Genomic DNA, 15,655 nt, shown 5'->3' with positions numbered 1-15,655 from the left:
TTTTCATGACGGTTTCTAGGAGAGTGCGCGCTTCAGGAGCTTCCCGGTCGCGGTCATGGGCAGTGTGTCGGCAAAGGTCACGATCCGGGGATATTTGTAGCTCGCCATCTGCTCGCGGCCCCACGCGACGAGCTCCTCCTCGGTGATCGTGGCGCCCTCGTTCAGGATCACGTACGCCTTGACCTCCTCGCCGTGGCTCGGATGCGGGACCCCGATGACAGCGGCCAGCGACACGGCCTCGTGCGTCATCAGGACCTCCTCGATCTCGCGCGGGTACACGTTGAAGCCGCCCCGGATGATCATGTCCTTGGCCCGGTCGACGATGTGGTACCAGCCGTCCTTGTCGCGCCGGCCCAGGTCACCCGAGCGGAACCAGCCGTCCTTCATCACCTCGGCGGTCGCGTCGGGCCGGTTGTAGTAGCCCCGCATGATGTTGTGACCGCGGATGGCGATCTCGCCGATCTCGTCGGTTCCCCCGATCGTGTTCCAGGACTCGTCGATCAGCTTCACCTCGACACCCCAGATCGGGATGCCGATCGACCCGGGACGCGGCTCGGCCGACAGCGGGCTGAACGTGGCGACAGGGGAGGTCTCGGACAGCCCGTACCCCTCGAGGATGGTGAGCCCGAGCCGCTCCCGCACCTGGGTGATGATCTCCACCGGCAGCGCCGACCCGCCGGAGACCGCGACCCGCATGTTCGCCGCGATGCGCTGGACGTCCACGCCCTCGGTGAGCGCGTTGAGCAGCGCCCAGTACATCGTCGGCACGCCCGCGAAGAACGTGACGTTCTCGCTCTCGAGCAGCTTGACCGCGCCGGCGGCCTCGAACCGCGGCATGAGCACGAGGGTGGCGGCGTTCGAGAAGCCGGCGTTCATGTTGACCGTCGAGCCGAACGAGTGGAACAGCGGCAGGACCAGCAGGTGGGTGTCCTGCGCCGGCGCGGACTGGAACAACCGGTTGCAGGTGAGCGCGTTCATCACCAGGTTGGAGTGGCTCAGCTCCGCGCCCTTGGCCTGCCCGGTCGTGCCGCTGGTGTAGAGGATGACGGCCGGGTCGTTCTCGTCGGCCAGCACGGTCTCGAAGACCGGCGACCGCCCGGCGAGCCCCTGCCCGAGCGTCTCGGTCCCCTCCACCGGGGATGCAGCAGCAGGGTCCGCCGTGATCATGAAGAAGTGCTCGCAGTCCGGCGTCTCGCTGAACCCGGCGTACCCCTCGGTGCCCATCGGGAGCTCGGGCGTGCCCTGGAAGCAGAAGTACGCCTTCGTCTGCGAGTCGGCCAGGTGGTAGGCGATCTCCCGCCCCTTGAGCAGCACGTTCAGCGGTACGACCACCGCGCCGGCCTTGAGGATGCCGTAGTAGACGACCGGGAAGTACGGCAGGTTGGGGCAGGAGAGCGCCACCTTGTCACCGGGCCGGATCCCCCGCGCGACCAGCAGGTTCGCCACCTGGTTCGCGGCGGCGTCCACCTGGGCGTAGGTGAGACGCTGCGGCCCGAGCACCACCGCGGCGCGGTCGGGATGGTTGCGGGCGCTGTCCTCCAGGAAGATGGAGAGATTGAGCATGCGAGAGTCCTCCGACGATGCGCTGTGACGACGGTCTCATCCCAACATGCCCCGCCTTCGCTTCAGAACCCACCGTTTCGACTTTGTTTCCTGGTGAACACCGGCGCCCCGGCGGCCAGCACCGCCACGAGCGCGCAGATCAGCACCACCGGCACCGCCTGCCCCCACGGGATGACCAGGTCCACGCTCTGGCGCAGCTCCTCCTCCGTCGCGCGTCTCATCCCCAGCAGTGCTGCGGCCGCCACCCCGCCGCCCAGCAGCGTCCCGGCCGCCACGGCGAGCAGGGCCTCGCCGGTGGTCACCCGCAGCACGTGGCCGGTGCCGCCGCCGGCCAGCCGCAGCGCGCGGAACTCCGTCCGCCGTCCCGCCGTGGCCATCAGCAGCGTGTTCGCCACGGCGAGCCCGGTGTAGCCCACGGTGAGCGAGATCAGCACCACCAGGAAGAGGTCGATGATCTGTCCCTCCTCGTCGACGAGGCCGGTCACGTACTGCCGGGCGGTCAGCACCTTCATCCCCGGTTCCGCGCGCGCGGGGCCGTCCAGCATGACCGCGTCGGCCAGGGCCTGCGGGTCGTGTTCACGCAGGAGGGCGCGGGGGACGTCGGCCAATTCCGCGGGTCCGTCGTGCGTTCCGGTGACCGGCAACGTGGCCGTCGTACCGTCGCGGAACACGACATCGACCCGCTTCGGCCGGTCGGTGAGGTCCCGGGACAGGATCACACCCTTCGCGTCGCTCTTGCCGGTGACCTGGTACGCGCCGGTGGTGCCGCCGATCGTCATGAGCATCTCGCTCCTCAGCGGCGCGTCGCCCGGTTGTCCCGCGACGGCGGCCTCGGACAGCCCGGGAGTGTTGTCCGGCGCGGCGACCTCGACGGCGGGCAGCTTGGCGGTCTCGTCGATCCGGGTGGCCTGCTCGATGGTGGCGATCGTGCCGGTCAGCAACGTCGCGAAACCCACGGTGAGCAGCACCGGGGCGGCTGTCGACGCGACCCGGCGTACCCCCGTGAGGGTGCCCTCCCGGACCAGCATGCCGGTGGCACCGCCGCGCCACGGCCAGGTGACCAGGCGGACCAGCGGCACGATGACGACGGGGGCGAGCAGGGCCGCCGCGACCAGCAGCAGCATCGCCGCGAACAGGGCCGCCGTGGTCTGCGTCGTCGGCGGCAGCGAGGGCAGGGCCACGGTCAGCGCCGCACCGCCGGCCGCCGTCAGCAGCCCGAAGATCCAGCGCGGCACGGTCATCGCCCGGCGCTCCACCGCAGCATCCCGCAACGCGTCCAGTGCCGGGACCCGGCTCGACCTGCGCGCCGACGACCAGACACCCGCGAGCGCCACGATGATGCCGAGCAGGAAAGCCCCCGCCAGGACAGCGGGCTGCAGGGTCACGGCGAAACCCGCGGGCTCGAGACCGGCATTCACCAGGGGCGACGCGAGCAGGGGAGCGGCAAGGGCCCCTATGGGTACGCCCACGGCGCCGCCCAGCACCGCCACGACCAGGGTCTCCGCGTACATCAGGCGCACGACCTGCCCCGGGGTCGCCCCCACCGCTCGCAGCAGGCCGATCTCCCGGCGCCGCTGGGCCGCGCTCAGCGCGCAGGTCGACGCGACCACGAACACCGCGACGAACACCCCCAGCGTCACCATCGCGATGATCAGCTGCGCGCCCAGCCAGCGGATGCGCGTCACGGACTCGTCCTCGAGCTTGTCGCGTTCACTGCCGGCGAAGACCAGGTCGGTGATTGCCGAGGTCTGCGGGTTGCCGGTCAAGCCGATGACGCGTACGCCGCCCGCCTGCTCCATCGCCGCCGAGTCGGACAGGTAGAAGCCCGGACCGTCGACAGTGCCCGTGACCGTCCAGTGCTCGGGGCCCGCGGCGGTCAGGACGTCGATCGTCTCGCCCGGTGCGGCGTCCTGCAGCGCGACCTCGCCCGGTTGCGACGGCGGGGTGCCCGCGGTCAGGTGGTAGCCGCCGAGCTTTGTCGATGACCAGGCGTGTCCGGCCGTACGCGAAGCCTCGGGGTCGCCTGTTGCCCTGTTCTTGATCAGTTTCTGCACGTAGAACGCCGGGTCCGGAACGGCTGCGGTCACGCCCGGCACGGTGCTGAGCTGGTCGGCTTTGTCCCGCGCCTCGGCCGGCGTCCAGGAGCGGTAGTCGGGATAGCCGTCGGTGCCCTTGCCGATGGCCGGGGAGTGCACGAGCACGGGGGCGCTGTCGTAGCGTTCCGGAGCCTGCGGGCGCGACGACGCCCACAGCGTGCACGCGCCGGCGACCAGGGCGACCCCGAGCGCGATCGCGACGAACGTGCCCGCGAACGCCGCGAACCGGTGGCGGACCATCGTCCAGGCGAGGCTCATCGCTCCTCCAGCCCAGTTCGTTCTTCGAGGCGGGTCATGCGTACCGCGATCTCCGCGGCGTCCACGGAGCCCTCGGTCTGGTCGGCTATGCGGCCGTCGGCCAGGAAGATCACCCGGTCGGCGTGGGCGGCCGCGTACGGGTCGTGGGTCACCATCACCACCGTCTGGACGTGGCGGTCCACGGCCAGCCGCAGTAGGCGCAGCACGTCGCGGGACGCCTTCGTGTCGAGCGCGCCGGTCGGCTCGTCCGCGAACAGCACCGCCGGGCGGGACACCAGCGCGCGGGCGATGGCTACCCGCTGCTGCTGACCGCCGGAGAGCTCGCTGGGCCGGTGCTTCGCGCGGTCGGCGAGGCCCACCTCGGCGAGCATGGCTTTCACCTGTCCCGGATCCGGCCTGCGCCCCGCCAGCCGCATCGGCAGGGCGACGTTCTGCTCCGCGCTCAGCGCGGGGATCAGGTTGAAGGACTGGAAGACGAAACCGACCCGCTCGCGGCGCAGCTTCGTGAGATCCCGCTCGGAGAGCCCGCCGAGCGGGACACCGTCGATGATCACGTCGCCGCCGGTCGCCCGGTCGAGGCCGGCCGCGCAGTGCAGCAGGGTGGACTTGCCCGAGCCGGACGGGCCCATGATCGCGGTGAACGCGGCCGGGGCGATCGTCAGGTCCACGGCGTCCAGGGCCGTGACCGCGCCGTACTGTCTCGATACTTTCCGCAGCTCAACCGCGGCCTTGAGGGTCGTGATGGTCATGGCACCAAGACTTTCGGACCGTACGCCCGCGCACATTGGCGCAGGGAATAGTCCGGGACGTATACCTAGGGCTACTGTGCCCGCCCTGGTCGCGGCGCTAGCGTTCCTGTCATGGCGGCCCGCAACGCGCTCGAGGCGCTCACCATGCGCCCGACGAGATTTCTGGTGTCGTCGTGGCCGTGGCGCTCCCTGGCGTACCTGACCGGGGGAGCGCTGTTCGGCTTCGCCACCATCTTCGTCGTCGCGGGGCTGCTCGTCACCGGCGTCGCCCTGTCGATCGTGCTGATCGGGCTCGCCGCGTACCTCGCGACACTGCTCGCCGGGGTCGTCGTGGGCCGGCTCGAACGCTGGCGGATGCGGCTGATCGACCGCGACGTCCTGCCCGACCCGCACCGCCGCCCGCCCCGCCCGGGCCTGCGGGCCTGGCTGCTGTTCCGGCTGCGCGAGCAGTCCACGTGGCGCGAGCTCGGCTACACGATCGTGTCCGCGGCCGCGCTGTGCTGGATGGACGCCGCCGTGGTCACCGTGACGATCTTCGTGCCGACGGCGTTCCTGTTCGCCCCGCTCTACATCGACGACCGGCCGCTCAGCGTGACCCTGCCGATGACCCTGGTGGCGCCGCTCGCCTTCGTCATCGCGGCCTATCCGGTCACCGCGTGGGCCGGCGCCCGTGCGGCGATGGCCCGGGCGATCCTGGCCCCTCGCAGCAACGACACCGACGCCAAACTGGTCGAGGTCACCCGCTCGCGCGCCCGCCTCGTCGACGCCTTCGAGGTCGAACGCCGGCGGATCGAGCGGGACCTCCATGACGGCGCGCAGCAGCGGCTGGTCGCGCTGAGCATGCAGCTCGGGATGGCCCGGCTCGAGGTTCCGCGCGGGTCACCGGCCGATACTGCGCTGACCGGCGCGCAGGCGCTCGCCCGGGAGGCGCTCGCTGAGCTGCGTGAGCTGATCCGCGGCGTACACCCCAAGGTCCTCACCGACCGTGGCCTGGCCGCCGCGGTGACCGACGCGGCCGGGCATGCCCCCGTCCCGGTCGACCTGGATCTGCGGCTGGACGCCCGGCTCCCCGCCACGATCGAGGTCGCGGCGTATTTCGTGGTGGTCGAAGCCCTGGCCAACCTCGCCAAACACAGCGCCGCCACCCGGGCCTCGGTGGCCGCGGCCGTTCATGGTGACCGGCTGCACGTCGACGTTCGCGACAACGGCCGCGGCGGGGCCGACCCCAGCCGCGGGACCGGCCTCATCGGCCTGGCCGATCGCGTTGCTGCCGTCGACGGCACGGTCGCCCTGTCCAGCCCACCCGGTGGCCCTACCCTGGTCCACGTGGAGATTCCGTGTGGGTCGTGATCACTCTGTTCCTCGGGGGGCTTCCGTGCGGGTCGTGATCGCGGAGGACGGGCTGATCGTGCGGGAGGGGATCGCGGGGATGCTGCGGCGCTTCGGGCACGAGGTGGTCGCGGCCGTCGGCGATGCCCCCGCCCTGATGGCGGCGGTCACCGAGCACGAACCCGACGTCGTGGTCACCGACGTGCGCATGCCTCCCGGCTTCAGCGACGAGGGCCTGCAGGCGGCGATCGCCCTGCGCGCGGCCGACCCGTCCCTGCCGGTCCTGGTGCTCAGCCAGTACGTCGAGCAGACCTACGCGGCCGAACTCCTCGACTCGGCACCCGCGGCCGGCGTCGGCTACCTGCTCAAGGACCGCATCGGCGACGTCGAGGAATTCGTCGACGCCCTCGTCCAGGTCGCCTCCGGCCGCACGGTCGTCGACCCGGACGTCGTCCGCCAGCTCCTGGGCCGCCGCCGCGACCCCCTGCAGCGCCTGACCGCACGCGAACGCGAAGTCCTGGGCCTGATGGCCGAGGGTCGCTCCAACGCCGCCATCGCCCGCACCCTCACCGTCTCCGAAGCCGCCGTCGCCAAACACATCGGCAGCCTCCTCGCCAAACTGGACCTCCCACCCGACGCCGACGACCACCGCCGCGTCCGCGCCGTCCTCGCCTACCTCCGCACGGGGTAGGGCCTGCTTTCAAGACAGGCCCTGGCTTCCCTACCGGTAGTCGGCGAAGATCCGGCGTTCCGCACCGTCGACGGTGAGGGCGCCGCCGTGGGGAAGGATCCACTGCGGCCGGGTGTGGCCGAAGGGGACGCCGACGCAGACAACCGCCTCCGGGTTGTAGCGCTGCACCACGGCGGCGACCGTGTCGCGCTGCTGCTCGCGTAGCTGTGCCCGATCCGCAGCGTCAGGCCGGCGCGTGAGGTCGGAGACCGGCGGACGGGCCACCAGGACAGCGTCGACCGCGCTGAGGAGACCACGCTCGCCCAACGCACGGACGATCCAGCCGACATCGCGCGCAGGGAGCAGTTCCTCCGAAGTCTCGATGATCAGCACCCCGCCGTCCAGAACCGCCGCAGGGAACGGGAACCGTCCCGCGGTCAGGATCCACTCGATGACCTCCAGGCAACCACCCCAGGTGGCACCCGTGACCGAGCGGCGTGGCCCGTACCAGCTCCACGGCTGCGTCGGCTCGCGCTCCCCGAAGGACTCCAGCGCCCGCGGATCGGCCCAGTCGACCCCGACATCCTCGGACTCGCCCGGATCGGTGATCTCCAGCCGTTCCCCGGTGAGCAAGGCCGCCCGCAGCGACCGCGCGTGGATGTCGTCCACAGCGGGCCCGGGACCGAGGTGCACCTGGGAGGATCCACCGTAGAAGCTCGCGATGCCGAGGCCCCACAGCCAGTGGTGCAGATTGGTGTTGTCACTGGTGCCCAGGAACGGCTTCGGATCGGCCAGGGCGAGGCCGGCGTCAAGGTGCGGGACGACCGTGATCTGATCCTCACCGCCGATGACAGCGAGGATGCCGCGCACCTGAGGATCCGCGAAAGCGGCGTTGATGTCAGCCGCCCGGGCCGCCGCGCTCGCCCCGACCTCGCGCGTGGTCGGATACTCGACCGGAACGAGCCCGGTCACCTCAGCGAGCCGCCGCATGGCCTGCTCGTGGATCGCGGGAAAGGCACCCGCCGCGGCGAACGACGGCGACAGCACGGCGATCCGGTCCCCGGGCCGCGCCTTGCGAGGCAGAACAAGCTCATGTCTCATGCCGAGATCCAACAGGTACGCCACCCTCCGCGCACCCCATTTCGGTCAGTCGGGCGCTGGCTCGGGCGGCCGGGACCCCCGGGCAGACTGTGCTCGGGCCGCCGCTCGGATCGGGCGACGTCATGCCACCGGAATATCTTCGCCGCTGAGGGTGGGGCCCGGAAAATGTCGTACCCGAGGTTGATACTGACGTTCGAGCGATTGATCGGGGGCCGGGCGCATGGGGCAGAGTCTTCGGGGGGCACGTCTGCGAGGGGCGGACCTGTCCGGTGTGGTGGGTCGGGGGGTCTACGCGAAGACCCTGGATCTGAGTGGGGAGTTCGGGTCGCTGGTCGTCAACGGGGTCGAGGTGATGCCGTTGGTGGAGGCCGAGCTGGACCGGCGTCATCCGGATCGGGTGCGGATGCGGCCGGTCGACGCCGATGGGTTCCGAGTTGCCTGGGAGATCGTCGAAGGGCTCTGGGCGCGGACCGTGGCGCGGGCGCGGTCGCTGCCGGAGGAGCGGCTGCACGAGCGGGTCGACGACGAGTGGTCGTTCATCGAGACGTTGCGGCATCTACTGTTCGCGACGGATTCGTGGGTGCTGCGGGTGATCCTCGGGGACCCGGCGCCGTGGGATCCGCTGGATCTGCCGTTCGACGAGATGAGCGGCGCTGACGACGGGGTGCCCTGGGATCGGGCTGCGCGGCCCTCGCTGGAGGAGGTGCTGGCGCTGCGGGCGGATCGGATGGCGGTCGTGCGGCGGGTGCTGGCGGGGCTCACCGACGCGGAGCTCGACCGGGCGACCGGGCTGACGCCGGGCTGGCCCGAGCCGGTGGGCACGCCGGTGCGGTTATGCCTGCGCATCATCCTGAACGAGGAGTGGGAGCACCGGCTCTTCGCCGAGCGTGACCTCGGCATCCTGCTGGGTTCCTAGGGCCGGTTCCAGGGCTGTGTGGTGGTGGTGATCTCGTGAGCGGTGGTCGCGGCGTCCTCGATGGCGAGGGCGAGGAGCTGGTCCTGCATGCCTTCGGCCAGGGGGTACGGCGGCGGGCCCTCGCCGCGGACCCAGGCGGCCATCGCGTCCAGCAGGGCGGCGGTGGCGATCTCGTCGTCGTTGAAACGGGTGCCGGGGTAGGGATTGCGATAGAGGACCTCGGTGCCGCCGAGGGTGACCGTGGCGGTGTCGAATCCGTTGAGGTCCAGGTCATGACCGCTCTGCCGGCGCAGCAGCGGCACCCGGCTGATCGTTTCGGCGGCCGGCATGTGCACGATTTCGTCGTCGTGCAGTTCGCCGTGCGTGCCGCGGACCAGCAGGCGGCGGAAGCGCAGCAGGTTGCGGGTCTGGCCGGTCGTGAAGTCGTAGACACCGGAACGGCCTCGGCCGAAGTCCACTGTGGCGATGGTTGTGGTTGCCGGTTTCGGCTCCAGGGCGCCGGTCCAGCCGGCGCGGTCGAGCGGGTCGAGCAGCGGGGCCACGGTTCGTGTCGCGCGGACGGCGGCGGGGTCATGGCCCACGCCCAGCAGGCCGCGGATCAGGGACACGGCGTGGTATTGCTGCGTGGAGGAGACCTGCACCTGCGTCGGCGTGCCGATGATCCCGGACCGGACGGCGGCGAGCCGGGCCGCGTGGGTGGGCATCAGCAGATACTGCTCGGCGACCTGCACGAGACCGGACCGCCCGGCCACCTCCCACAACGCGCGCAGCCCCGCCAGGTCGGGCGCCGGCGGCGTCTCGGCCAGCACGGGCACGCCCAGCGCGACCGCCTCGGCGATCAGACCCGGGTTCGCCTCCCGCGGGACGGCGATGACCAGGAAATCCGGTCGCGCTTCCCTAAGACAATCAGAAATCGCACCGTACGAAGGGAGCACGCTCAACGGTTTCCGCACCACAGCCCCGACACAACGGAGGTGTGGCAGCGCCTGCGCCACCCGGTGGAACGTCGCCGCGCGGAATCCGAAGCCCACGAACGCGAAAGTCGTCATCGGTCGCTCCTGCGCTGATTGTTCTGGCCCTGGTCGTTCTTGTCCTGGATGTTCTGGTCCTGATCGCTTTGGCCCTGGTTGCTTCGGTTCTGGTTGCTTCGGTTCTGGTCGCTTCGACGTTGGTTGCTTCGACGTTGGTTGCGTTGACGTTGGTTGCTTTGGCGGCGGGCGAGGTGGACGGTGATGTCGGCGTTGATCTCGATTGCTTCGGGGAGTAGTGCGCCGATGCTTCGGAACGCTTCTTCACGTATGGCGGGCGGGAGGGTGAGTGAGGTAGGCGGAGATCGTCGACAGGTGGCCGATGTAGTCGGAGGCGGTCAAGGTCAGACGGCGCGTGATCACGGACTGGCGAACATCGGTGAACCAGGGGGAATGCTCGAGCTCCGGCCCTGGCCACTGCGTGGCCTGATCCGGGGGTGACGGTGCTGCGGGGCTTGAGGGTGACGGTGCTGCGGGGCTTGAGGGTGACGGTGCTGCGGGGCTTGAGGGCGACGGGATGTCGTCGCTGGGGAGGAACGGGGTGCGGGCGTCGCGGACGGCGTTTTCCAATGCCGGGTCGGCGAGGTGGAGCGGGGCGCCGAATGCGGTGAAGACGCCGCCCGGTTCCAGCAGGCCGGCCATGCGGGGCCAGCGGCGGACCGGGTCGGTCCAGTGGAGCGCCGCGGCAGCGAAGACCAGCTGGTACTTGCCGCGGGGACGTAGATCCTCGAAGGCCGCGCGGTGGGTGGTGACGCCGGCCGGGACGTGTCTGCGCAGCTCGGCGAGCATGGCTGCGTCCGGATCGGTTGCGGTGACGGCGATCCCGTGGGCGGCGAAGAGGCGGGTCGCCTTGCCCGTCCCGGCACCGATTTCGAGGGCGGTCCGGATCGGGTTGCCCGCGTAGGCCGTCACGAGCTCGATCAGTTCCGGCGGGTAACCGGGGCGAAACCGTTCGTAGGCTTCCGCCGACGCTCCGAAGCTCAGCGCGCGATCCGACATGACGCGCATCGTGACACGGGTCTGCGGGGTGCGCTCGTCCATTTCGGGTGAGAGCAAGGCTTCGCGGTGAGATCAGGGCCTCACGGGCGGCCCAGGCCAGGCCAGGCCAGGGCAGGCTGGGGCGGGGCAGGCCGGGGCGGGGCAGGCCAGGCCAGGCCAGGCCTGGCCAGGGTGGGGTGGGGTGAGGCCAGGGCAGGGTGGGGTGAGGCCGGGACGGCCCAGGCCAGACCAGCACGGGGCGGGGCTTGTCAGCGCGGGGCGGGGCATGTCAAGGCAGGGCGGGCCAGGGGCTGGGTGGGGTGAGGCCGGGACGGCAGGTCAGCCCGGGGGTCGCGGCAGATGCTTGGTGGCAGGTGGTCGCGTGGTGGACTCGGTGCGGGGGGCTGGCGTACTTGAAGGGGTGGCCGTGACACCCGCGGCCGGGAGCCACGGCACATGGTCTCTCAGATGGTGGCGGGGGTGGCTTCGGGGTCGACGGCGACCGTGACCGAGGCGATGAGGCCTTTGCTGAAGTCTTTGTGCTGCTGGACGACTTTCAGGAGGCCGGCTGATCCGCCCGCGTTGAACTGCATGTCGATGTCGTTGGTGGTGCGTTCGGTGGTGTTCGTGCGGTAGGGCTTGAGCGTGGCCACGCGGCTGGTGAGTCGTTCGGGGAAGAAGAACTGGCCGGTGTGGGAGACGTGGCCGCTCTTGGCGGTGCCGCCGGTGAGGTAGCTGCCTACGTGGACCTTGGCGTGGAGGTGGACCGTGCGGCCCTGGTACCAGCCGGGGAAGATCGTTGTGAATTCCGCGCGGCCGGTGTGGTCGGTCATCTGGACGCCGCGGAGGAATGTTTCGCTGTTGGTCGGGGTGGCGTGACCGCCGGCCCCGCCTTCCGGTCCGCCAGAAGGGCCGCCAGGAGGGCCGCCCGGGAAGCCGGACGGCGGCATGCCGGGGCCGGGGCCGAGGCCGGGACCACCGCTCGGGCCGCCGCCTCCGGGGCCGCCGGGAGGAGTCGTCGCATCGTAGCCGGAGTAGACGCCGAGTGCGCTGCAGTGCCAGATGTCCAGGACGGCGCCCTGGATGACCTTGCAGGTGGCGTAGTCGATCACCTTGACCCGCAAGGTCAGCGGCAGGCCGGGGCGGCCCTCGGTGATGTTCTTCCGGACGATCTCGAGCGGGAGGTAGTACGGACCCTCGGTGACCTCCGGGGTCAGCGTGCACGCCCCTGCGCGGGCCGTCTCCAGGAAAGCGTCGCCGGAGGAGGCGCCGAATGCGGTGGACACGATCGAGGTGATGCCGACGACGCCGAGGCTGACCGCGCCCGCGGCCGTCAGCGCTGTACGTCTTGTAACATTTGTCATTAAACGGATATATCAGGATCCCCCGCGCAGATGGGCGAGAACCAGCGGATCGATGTGTCCGGGGACGATGCGCTCCTCGAGGTTCTCGATGCCGGCCCACGTCGTCAGGGCCTCGTCGAGGTCGGTGGCGTGGTGGCCGGCGGCGACCAGGCGGCCGCGGACCTCGGCGCCCAGGGAGCCCTCCAGGACCAGCAGCGACGCAGGGTCGGGGCGTTCGAAGTACATGGTGTGCATGTCGAGGAGGCGGGCGAGCTCCGTGACCGGCTGCGGGTGGTCGTCGACGCGCAGGTCGACCACGACGTCGCTGGTGCCGCCGTAGCCCATGCCCTTGGCGACCACGAGGACCGCCGCGCTCTGCCGGCCGCGCCGGTCGCCGCCGGCCTCGTCGCCGGCTTTCAGGGCTGCCAGCAGGCGATATGCCAGGCGTCGGCGGCCGGATTCCGCGAGCCAGGTGTCGCGCATCGCGGCGACCACCTCCGGGCCGGTCAGCATGTTGCCCTGGATCGCATAGCCGTCGCCGGCCGCGCCGCCCGCCCAGTCGTGGCAGTTGTTGCCGGTGAACGTGGCGCCCGGGCCGTCGGGGCCGACCACGCCGACCTGGCGCTGGTCCACCGGGCCGTCGTCGCCCGCGATCAGTGCGGCGACCGCGTGGGTGGCCGTCATTCCCGTGCTGAGCAGGGCCAATGCCTGGGGGCGGTAGGCGAGGTTCGCGTACGACTGGGTCGCCACCGCGCCCACGTCGGCGAGGGCGGCCGGCACCGCCGCGCCGGCCCCGAGGAATTTGCTGGCGAGAGCCACGCCCAGCGCGCTTCCGTCGGCGGAGCGCGCCACGATCGAGAACGTCATGGGGGCACGTTAGCGGAGTCGTAACACGCCGGGATGACACTGCTACCCATGCAGTGGATACCTGTCGCCCGCGATGCCGAGGTCGGGCCGCGCCCGGTCGCCGTGGACGCGGGCGGGACGCCGCTGGTGGTGCTCCGCCCGGTCGCGGACGGGCCGCCCGTGGTCTTCGCCGACCGCTGCCCGCACCGGCTCGTGCCGTTGTCCGCCGCGAGCGGCGTGGACGGGCGGCTGCGGTGCGCGTACCACGGCTGGGAGTTCGACGGGTCCGGTGCCTGCGTGGCGCTGCCGTCGCAGGACGGCCACGTGCCGCCGAGGGCGGATCTGCCCCTGGGCCCCCGGGTACGCGTCAGCGACGGCACCGTCTACATCTCCGCCGACGACCTCGCGGCCACGGCGGCGGACCCGGCCGACCTGCTCACCAACGAGCACCCGGGGCTGCGTCGCGCGTGGCACCCGGTCGCCCTCGGCTCGGAGTTGCCGTGCCGGGTGACGCTGCTCGGCGACGAGTACGACGTGCACACCGGCGACGACGGCATCCTGCACGTCACCCCGGAGCCGTTCGCCGTGACAGAGCGGTGGGGCCTGATCTGGGTCGCCCCGGAGGAGCCGCTGACCGAGCTGTTCCCCGACGCGGACGGCGACGACGCGGCGTACGTGGGGGCCTGGCTGCCGCCGGTCCGCACGCCCGCGTCAGCCGGGGTGGTCGCCGACAACTTCCTCGACGTCGCCCACTTCCCGTTCGTGCACGCCAGGACGTTCGGCGCGGCCGAGGAGAAACTCGTGCCGCGCTACGACATCAGCGTCGAGCCCGACGGCTGCCGCAGCGTCCAGGACCAGTGGTTCGACAACCCCGAGGACCCGGGCGTAGCTGCCGGCCTGAGACCGCTGAAGCAACGCCGGCGCGCCACGTACGTCTACCGCGCCCCGTTCCAGCTGCTGCTCCGACTCGAGGAGCTGGATGCCGGTGCGGTGAAGACGATCCTGTTCTTCGCGCAGCCGGAGACGCTGACCAGTACCCGGATCTACACGAAGATGCTGCTGCACGGGATCGGTGGCGTGCCGGATCCGTCCGCCGAGGTGGTGCGCCGGGAGGTTGCCTTCGAGGAGGCTGTGCTCGCCGAGGATCTTGCGCTGCAGCAGGCCATGCGACTCCCTGGTCTGCCCCTCCGGTTGCGTGATGAGCTGCATGTCCGCGCAGATCTGCTGGGTGTGACACTGCGGCGGACGCTTGCGGCTTTTGTCGGTTTCGCGCCATGATCGACTTGCTCCTGCGGAATTCGTCACGCGGGGATCTGGCGGTGAACGCTGGGCGATTCATCCAATATTCCGGACAAGTCGCCCGGGAAACTATCGACCTTGGCGGCCGCCTCGTCACCCCACCCCTCGTCGAACCCCACATCCACCTCGACGCCGTACTCACCGTAGGTCAGCCCCGCCCCAACATCTCCGGCTCCCTCTTCGAAGGCATCGCGATCTGGGCCGACCGCGTCCGCGACCTGACCGTCGACGACGTGAAGAACCGGGTACGCCAGGTGCTCCGCTGGCAACTCGCCCACGGCGTGCAGCACGTACGCTCCCATGTGGACGTCTGTGACCCGTCCCTGCTCGCCCTGCGCGCCCTGGTCGAACTGCGCGAAGAAGCCCGCGGCCTGATCGACCTGCAGCTCGTGGCGTTCCCGCAGCAGGGCATCCTCAGCTTCGACAACGGCCCCGACCTGATGCGCAAGGCCGTCGAACTCGGCGCGGACGTGATCGGCGCCATCCCGCACTACGAGCTGACCCGCGAGGACGGCGTCGAGTCCGTGAAGTTCGCCATGGCCCTCGCCCAGGAACACGGCCTGCGCGTCGACATCCACTGCGACGAGACCGACGACGAGCACTCCCGCTTCGTCGAGACGATGGCCGCCGAGACGATCCGCCGCGGCATGAGCGGCCGCGTCACCGCCAGCCACACGACGGCGATGCACTCGTACAACGCCGCCTACGCGTCCCGCCTGATCACGAACATCGCCCGCGCCGGAATGCACATGGTGACAAACCCCTTGGACAACGCCGTCCTGCAGGGCAGATTTGACCAGGGCCCCATCCGCCGCGGCCACACCCGCGTCAAACAGCTCCTCGAAGCCGGCGTCAACGTCGCCATCGGCCACGACTCGGTGATGGACCCGTGGTACCCGCTCGGCACGGCGGACCCCCTGCAAGCAGCGTTCGTGCTGGCCCACCTCGGCCACATGAGCGGCGTCACCGAACTCCGCACCCTCATGGACATGATCACGGTCGCCCCCGCCGCCGCCCTCGGCGTGGCCGACTACGGACTTCGCGACAACGGACCGGCCGACCTGGTGGTCTTCGACGCGACGTCCGAGGCCGAGGCGTTGCGCCTGCAGCGACCCCGGTTCCTGGTGCTGCGGGCGGGCCGGGTGCTTGCCGGCACCCGCCCCGCCCGCAGCTTCGTCCGCTGGCACGGCGAGGAGGAAGAGGTCAACTTCCAACCCCTGTAAGTACGCCCAACCTCCCGCCCCGAGTCCACCCCGCGAGCAGTCTGCCGATCCAGGACCTGCCGCGACCGCCGGGCTGACCTGCCGTCCCGGCCCATGCCCCACCGGACAACCGAGCTCCGCTTCGACGACGGCCCCCGCTACCGCCCCAGCGGCGTCGACTACTGGTTCCGCTGGAGTTCTGGGGGCTGACCCCCACACCGGCACTCGGGCTTTCCGGCTGCCCCCGCGTCCGAGCTCTCCGTACGGTCGAAGCACA

At 70.9% G+C, this 15,655-nt stretch carries 13 protein-coding genes; 5 read left to right on the top strand and 8 right to left on the bottom strand.

Going from position 1 to position 15,655, the window contains the following annotated elements:
- Positions 1-15 precede the first annotated feature (15 nt).
- The 3 genes from Aco04nite_RS36420 to Aco04nite_RS36410 all read right to left on the bottom strand — a co-directional run bounded on the left by Aco04nite_RS36420 (position 16) and on the right by Aco04nite_RS36410 (position 4,666).
- On the bottom strand, positions 16-1,563 hold the full coding sequence (locus Aco04nite_RS36420) for a long-chain-fatty-acid--CoA ligase (protein WP_213001785.1): 1,548 nt from the start codon (positions 1,561-1,563) through the stop codon (positions 16-18).
- 62 nt (positions 1,564-1,625) lie between these two features.
- A complete protein-coding gene (locus Aco04nite_RS36415) occupies positions 1,626-3,917 on the bottom strand; it encodes an ABC transporter permease (protein ID WP_213001784.1) in 2,292 nt (763 codons plus the stop codon).
- Positions 3,914-4,666 carry an ABC transporter ATP-binding protein gene (locus Aco04nite_RS36410; RefSeq protein ID WP_213001783.1) on the bottom strand — a complete coding sequence of 251 codons (753 nt, stop codon included), beginning with the start codon at positions 4,664-4,666 and terminating at the stop codon, positions 3,914-3,916. The genes Aco04nite_RS36415 and Aco04nite_RS36410 overlap by 4 nt, the downstream gene beginning before the upstream one ends.
- 111 nt (positions 4,667-4,777) lie before the next feature.
- Here Aco04nite_RS36410 and Aco04nite_RS36405 point away from each other — a divergent pair, with 111 nt between their 5' ends.
- Both Aco04nite_RS36405 and Aco04nite_RS36400 read left to right on the top strand, forming a co-directional pair.
- Positions 4,778-6,016 (top strand): sensor histidine kinase, encoded by a 1,239-nt coding sequence (locus Aco04nite_RS36405; protein WP_213001782.1) that lies wholly within the window; start codon positions 4,778-4,780, stop codon positions 6,014-6,016.
- A gap of 25 nt (positions 6,017-6,041) precedes the next feature.
- Positions 6,042-6,686 carry a response regulator transcription factor gene (locus Aco04nite_RS36400; protein WP_213001781.1) on the top strand — a complete coding sequence of 215 codons (645 nt, stop codon included), beginning with the start codon at positions 6,042-6,044 and terminating at the stop codon, positions 6,684-6,686.
- Positions 6,687-6,716: 30 nt separating this feature from the next.
- Here Aco04nite_RS36400 and Aco04nite_RS36395 read toward each other — a convergent pair whose 3' ends face one another.
- Positions 6,717-7,766, bottom strand: a complete 1,050-nt coding sequence (locus tag Aco04nite_RS36395) for an LD-carboxypeptidase (protein ID WP_213001780.1) — start codon at positions 7,764-7,766, stop codon at positions 6,717-6,719.
- 271 nt (positions 7,767-8,037) lie between these two features.
- Here Aco04nite_RS36395 and Aco04nite_RS36390 point away from each other — a divergent pair, with 271 nt between their 5' ends.
- A complete protein-coding gene (locus tag Aco04nite_RS36390; protein WP_244876553.1) occupies positions 8,038-8,682 on the top strand; it encodes a DinB family protein in 645 nt (214 codons plus the stop codon).
- On the opposite strand, the gene Aco04nite_RS36385 is transcribed toward Aco04nite_RS36390, so the two are convergent.
- From Aco04nite_RS36385 to Aco04nite_RS36370, 4 genes are all read right to left on the bottom strand, one after another.
- Complete coding sequence (locus Aco04nite_RS36385) at positions 8,679-9,731, bottom strand: Gfo/Idh/MocA family oxidoreductase (RefSeq protein WP_213001778.1); 1,053 nt, start codon at positions 9,729-9,731, stop codon at positions 8,679-8,681. The genes Aco04nite_RS36390 and Aco04nite_RS36385 overlap by 4 nt on opposite strands.
- Positions 9,732-9,974: 243 nt before the next feature.
- On the bottom strand, positions 9,975-10,709 hold the full coding sequence (locus Aco04nite_RS36380; RefSeq protein ID WP_244876552.1) for a class I SAM-dependent methyltransferase: 735 nt from the start codon (positions 10,707-10,709) through the stop codon (positions 9,975-9,977).
- 443 nt (positions 10,710-11,152) lie between these two features.
- Positions 11,153-12,052: an intradiol ring-cleavage dioxygenase gene (locus Aco04nite_RS36375; RefSeq protein WP_213001777.1), complete on the bottom strand. Its 900-nt coding sequence runs from the start codon at positions 12,050-12,052 to the stop codon at positions 11,153-11,155.
- A gap of 12 nt (positions 12,053-12,064) precedes the next feature.
- On the bottom strand, positions 12,065-12,898 hold the full coding sequence (locus Aco04nite_RS36370; protein ID WP_213001776.1) for a DUF1028 domain-containing protein: 834 nt from the start codon (positions 12,896-12,898) through the stop codon (positions 12,065-12,067).
- Positions 12,899-12,946: 48 nt separating this feature from the next.
- Here Aco04nite_RS36370 and Aco04nite_RS36365 point away from each other — a divergent pair, with 48 nt between their 5' ends.
- Both Aco04nite_RS36365 and codA read left to right on the top strand, forming a co-directional pair.
- Positions 12,947-14,155 (top strand): Rieske 2Fe-2S domain-containing protein, encoded by a 1,209-nt coding sequence (locus Aco04nite_RS36365; RefSeq protein ID WP_213001775.1) that lies wholly within the window; start codon positions 12,947-12,949, stop codon positions 14,153-14,155.
- Positions 14,152-15,399 (top strand): cytosine deaminase, encoded by a 1,248-nt coding sequence (gene codA, locus Aco04nite_RS36360; RefSeq protein ID WP_280519467.1) that lies wholly within the window; start codon positions 14,152-14,154, stop codon positions 15,397-15,399. Before Aco04nite_RS36365 ends, codA begins: the two co-directional genes overlap by 4 nt.
- Positions 15,400-15,655 lie beyond the last annotated feature (256 nt).

Source organism: Winogradskya consettensis (assembly GCF_018332715.1).
Taxonomy (GTDB): Bacteria; Actinomycetota; Actinomycetes; order Mycobacteriales; family Micromonosporaceae; genus Actinoplanes; species Actinoplanes consettensis.
The sequence above is the reverse complement of the archived record's forward strand: the minus strand, read 5'-3'. Positions and strand labels throughout refer to the sequence as shown.

Bases quoted from the DNA above. Each gene is read 5' to 3' on its own strand.
- Aco04nite_RS36415 (WP_213001784.1), bottom strand. From the start codon at position 3,917: ATGAGCCTCGCCTGGACGATGGTCCGCCACCGGTTCGCGGCGTTCGCG.
- codA (WP_280519467.1), top strand. From the start codon at position 14,152: ATGATCGACTTGCTCCTGCGGAATTCGTCACGCGGGGATCTGGCGGTG.
- Aco04nite_RS36405 (WP_213001782.1), top strand. From the start codon at position 4,778: ATGGCGGCCCGCAACGCGCTCGAGGCGCTCACCATGCGCCCGACGAGA.
- Aco04nite_RS36395 (WP_213001780.1), bottom strand. From the start codon at position 7,766: ATGAGACATGAGCTTGTTCTGCCTCGCAAGGCGCGGCCCGGGGACCGG.
- Aco04nite_RS36380 (WP_244876552.1), bottom strand. From the start codon at position 10,709: ATGTCGGATCGCGCGCTGAGCTTCGGAGCGTCGGCGGAAGCCTACGAA.
- Aco04nite_RS36420 (WP_213001785.1), bottom strand. From the start codon at position 1,563: ATGCTCAATCTCTCCATCTTCCTGGAGGACAGCGCCCGCAACCATCCC.
- Aco04nite_RS36410 (WP_213001783.1), bottom strand. From the start codon at position 4,666: ATGACCATCACGACCCTCAAGGCCGCGGTTGAGCTGCGGAAAGTATCG.
- Aco04nite_RS36375 (WP_213001777.1), bottom strand. From the start codon at position 12,052: ATGACAAATGTTACAAGACGTACAGCGCTGACGGCCGCGGGCGCGGTC.
- Aco04nite_RS36370 (WP_213001776.1), bottom strand. From the start codon at position 12,898: ATGACGTTCTCGATCGTGGCGCGCTCCGCCGACGGAAGCGCGCTGGGC.
- Aco04nite_RS36385 (WP_213001778.1), bottom strand. From the start codon at position 9,731: ATGACGACTTTCGCGTTCGTGGGCTTCGGATTCCGCGCGGCGACGTTC.
- Aco04nite_RS36365 (WP_213001775.1), top strand. From the start codon at position 12,947: ATGCAGTGGATACCTGTCGCCCGCGATGCCGAGGTCGGGCCGCGCCCG.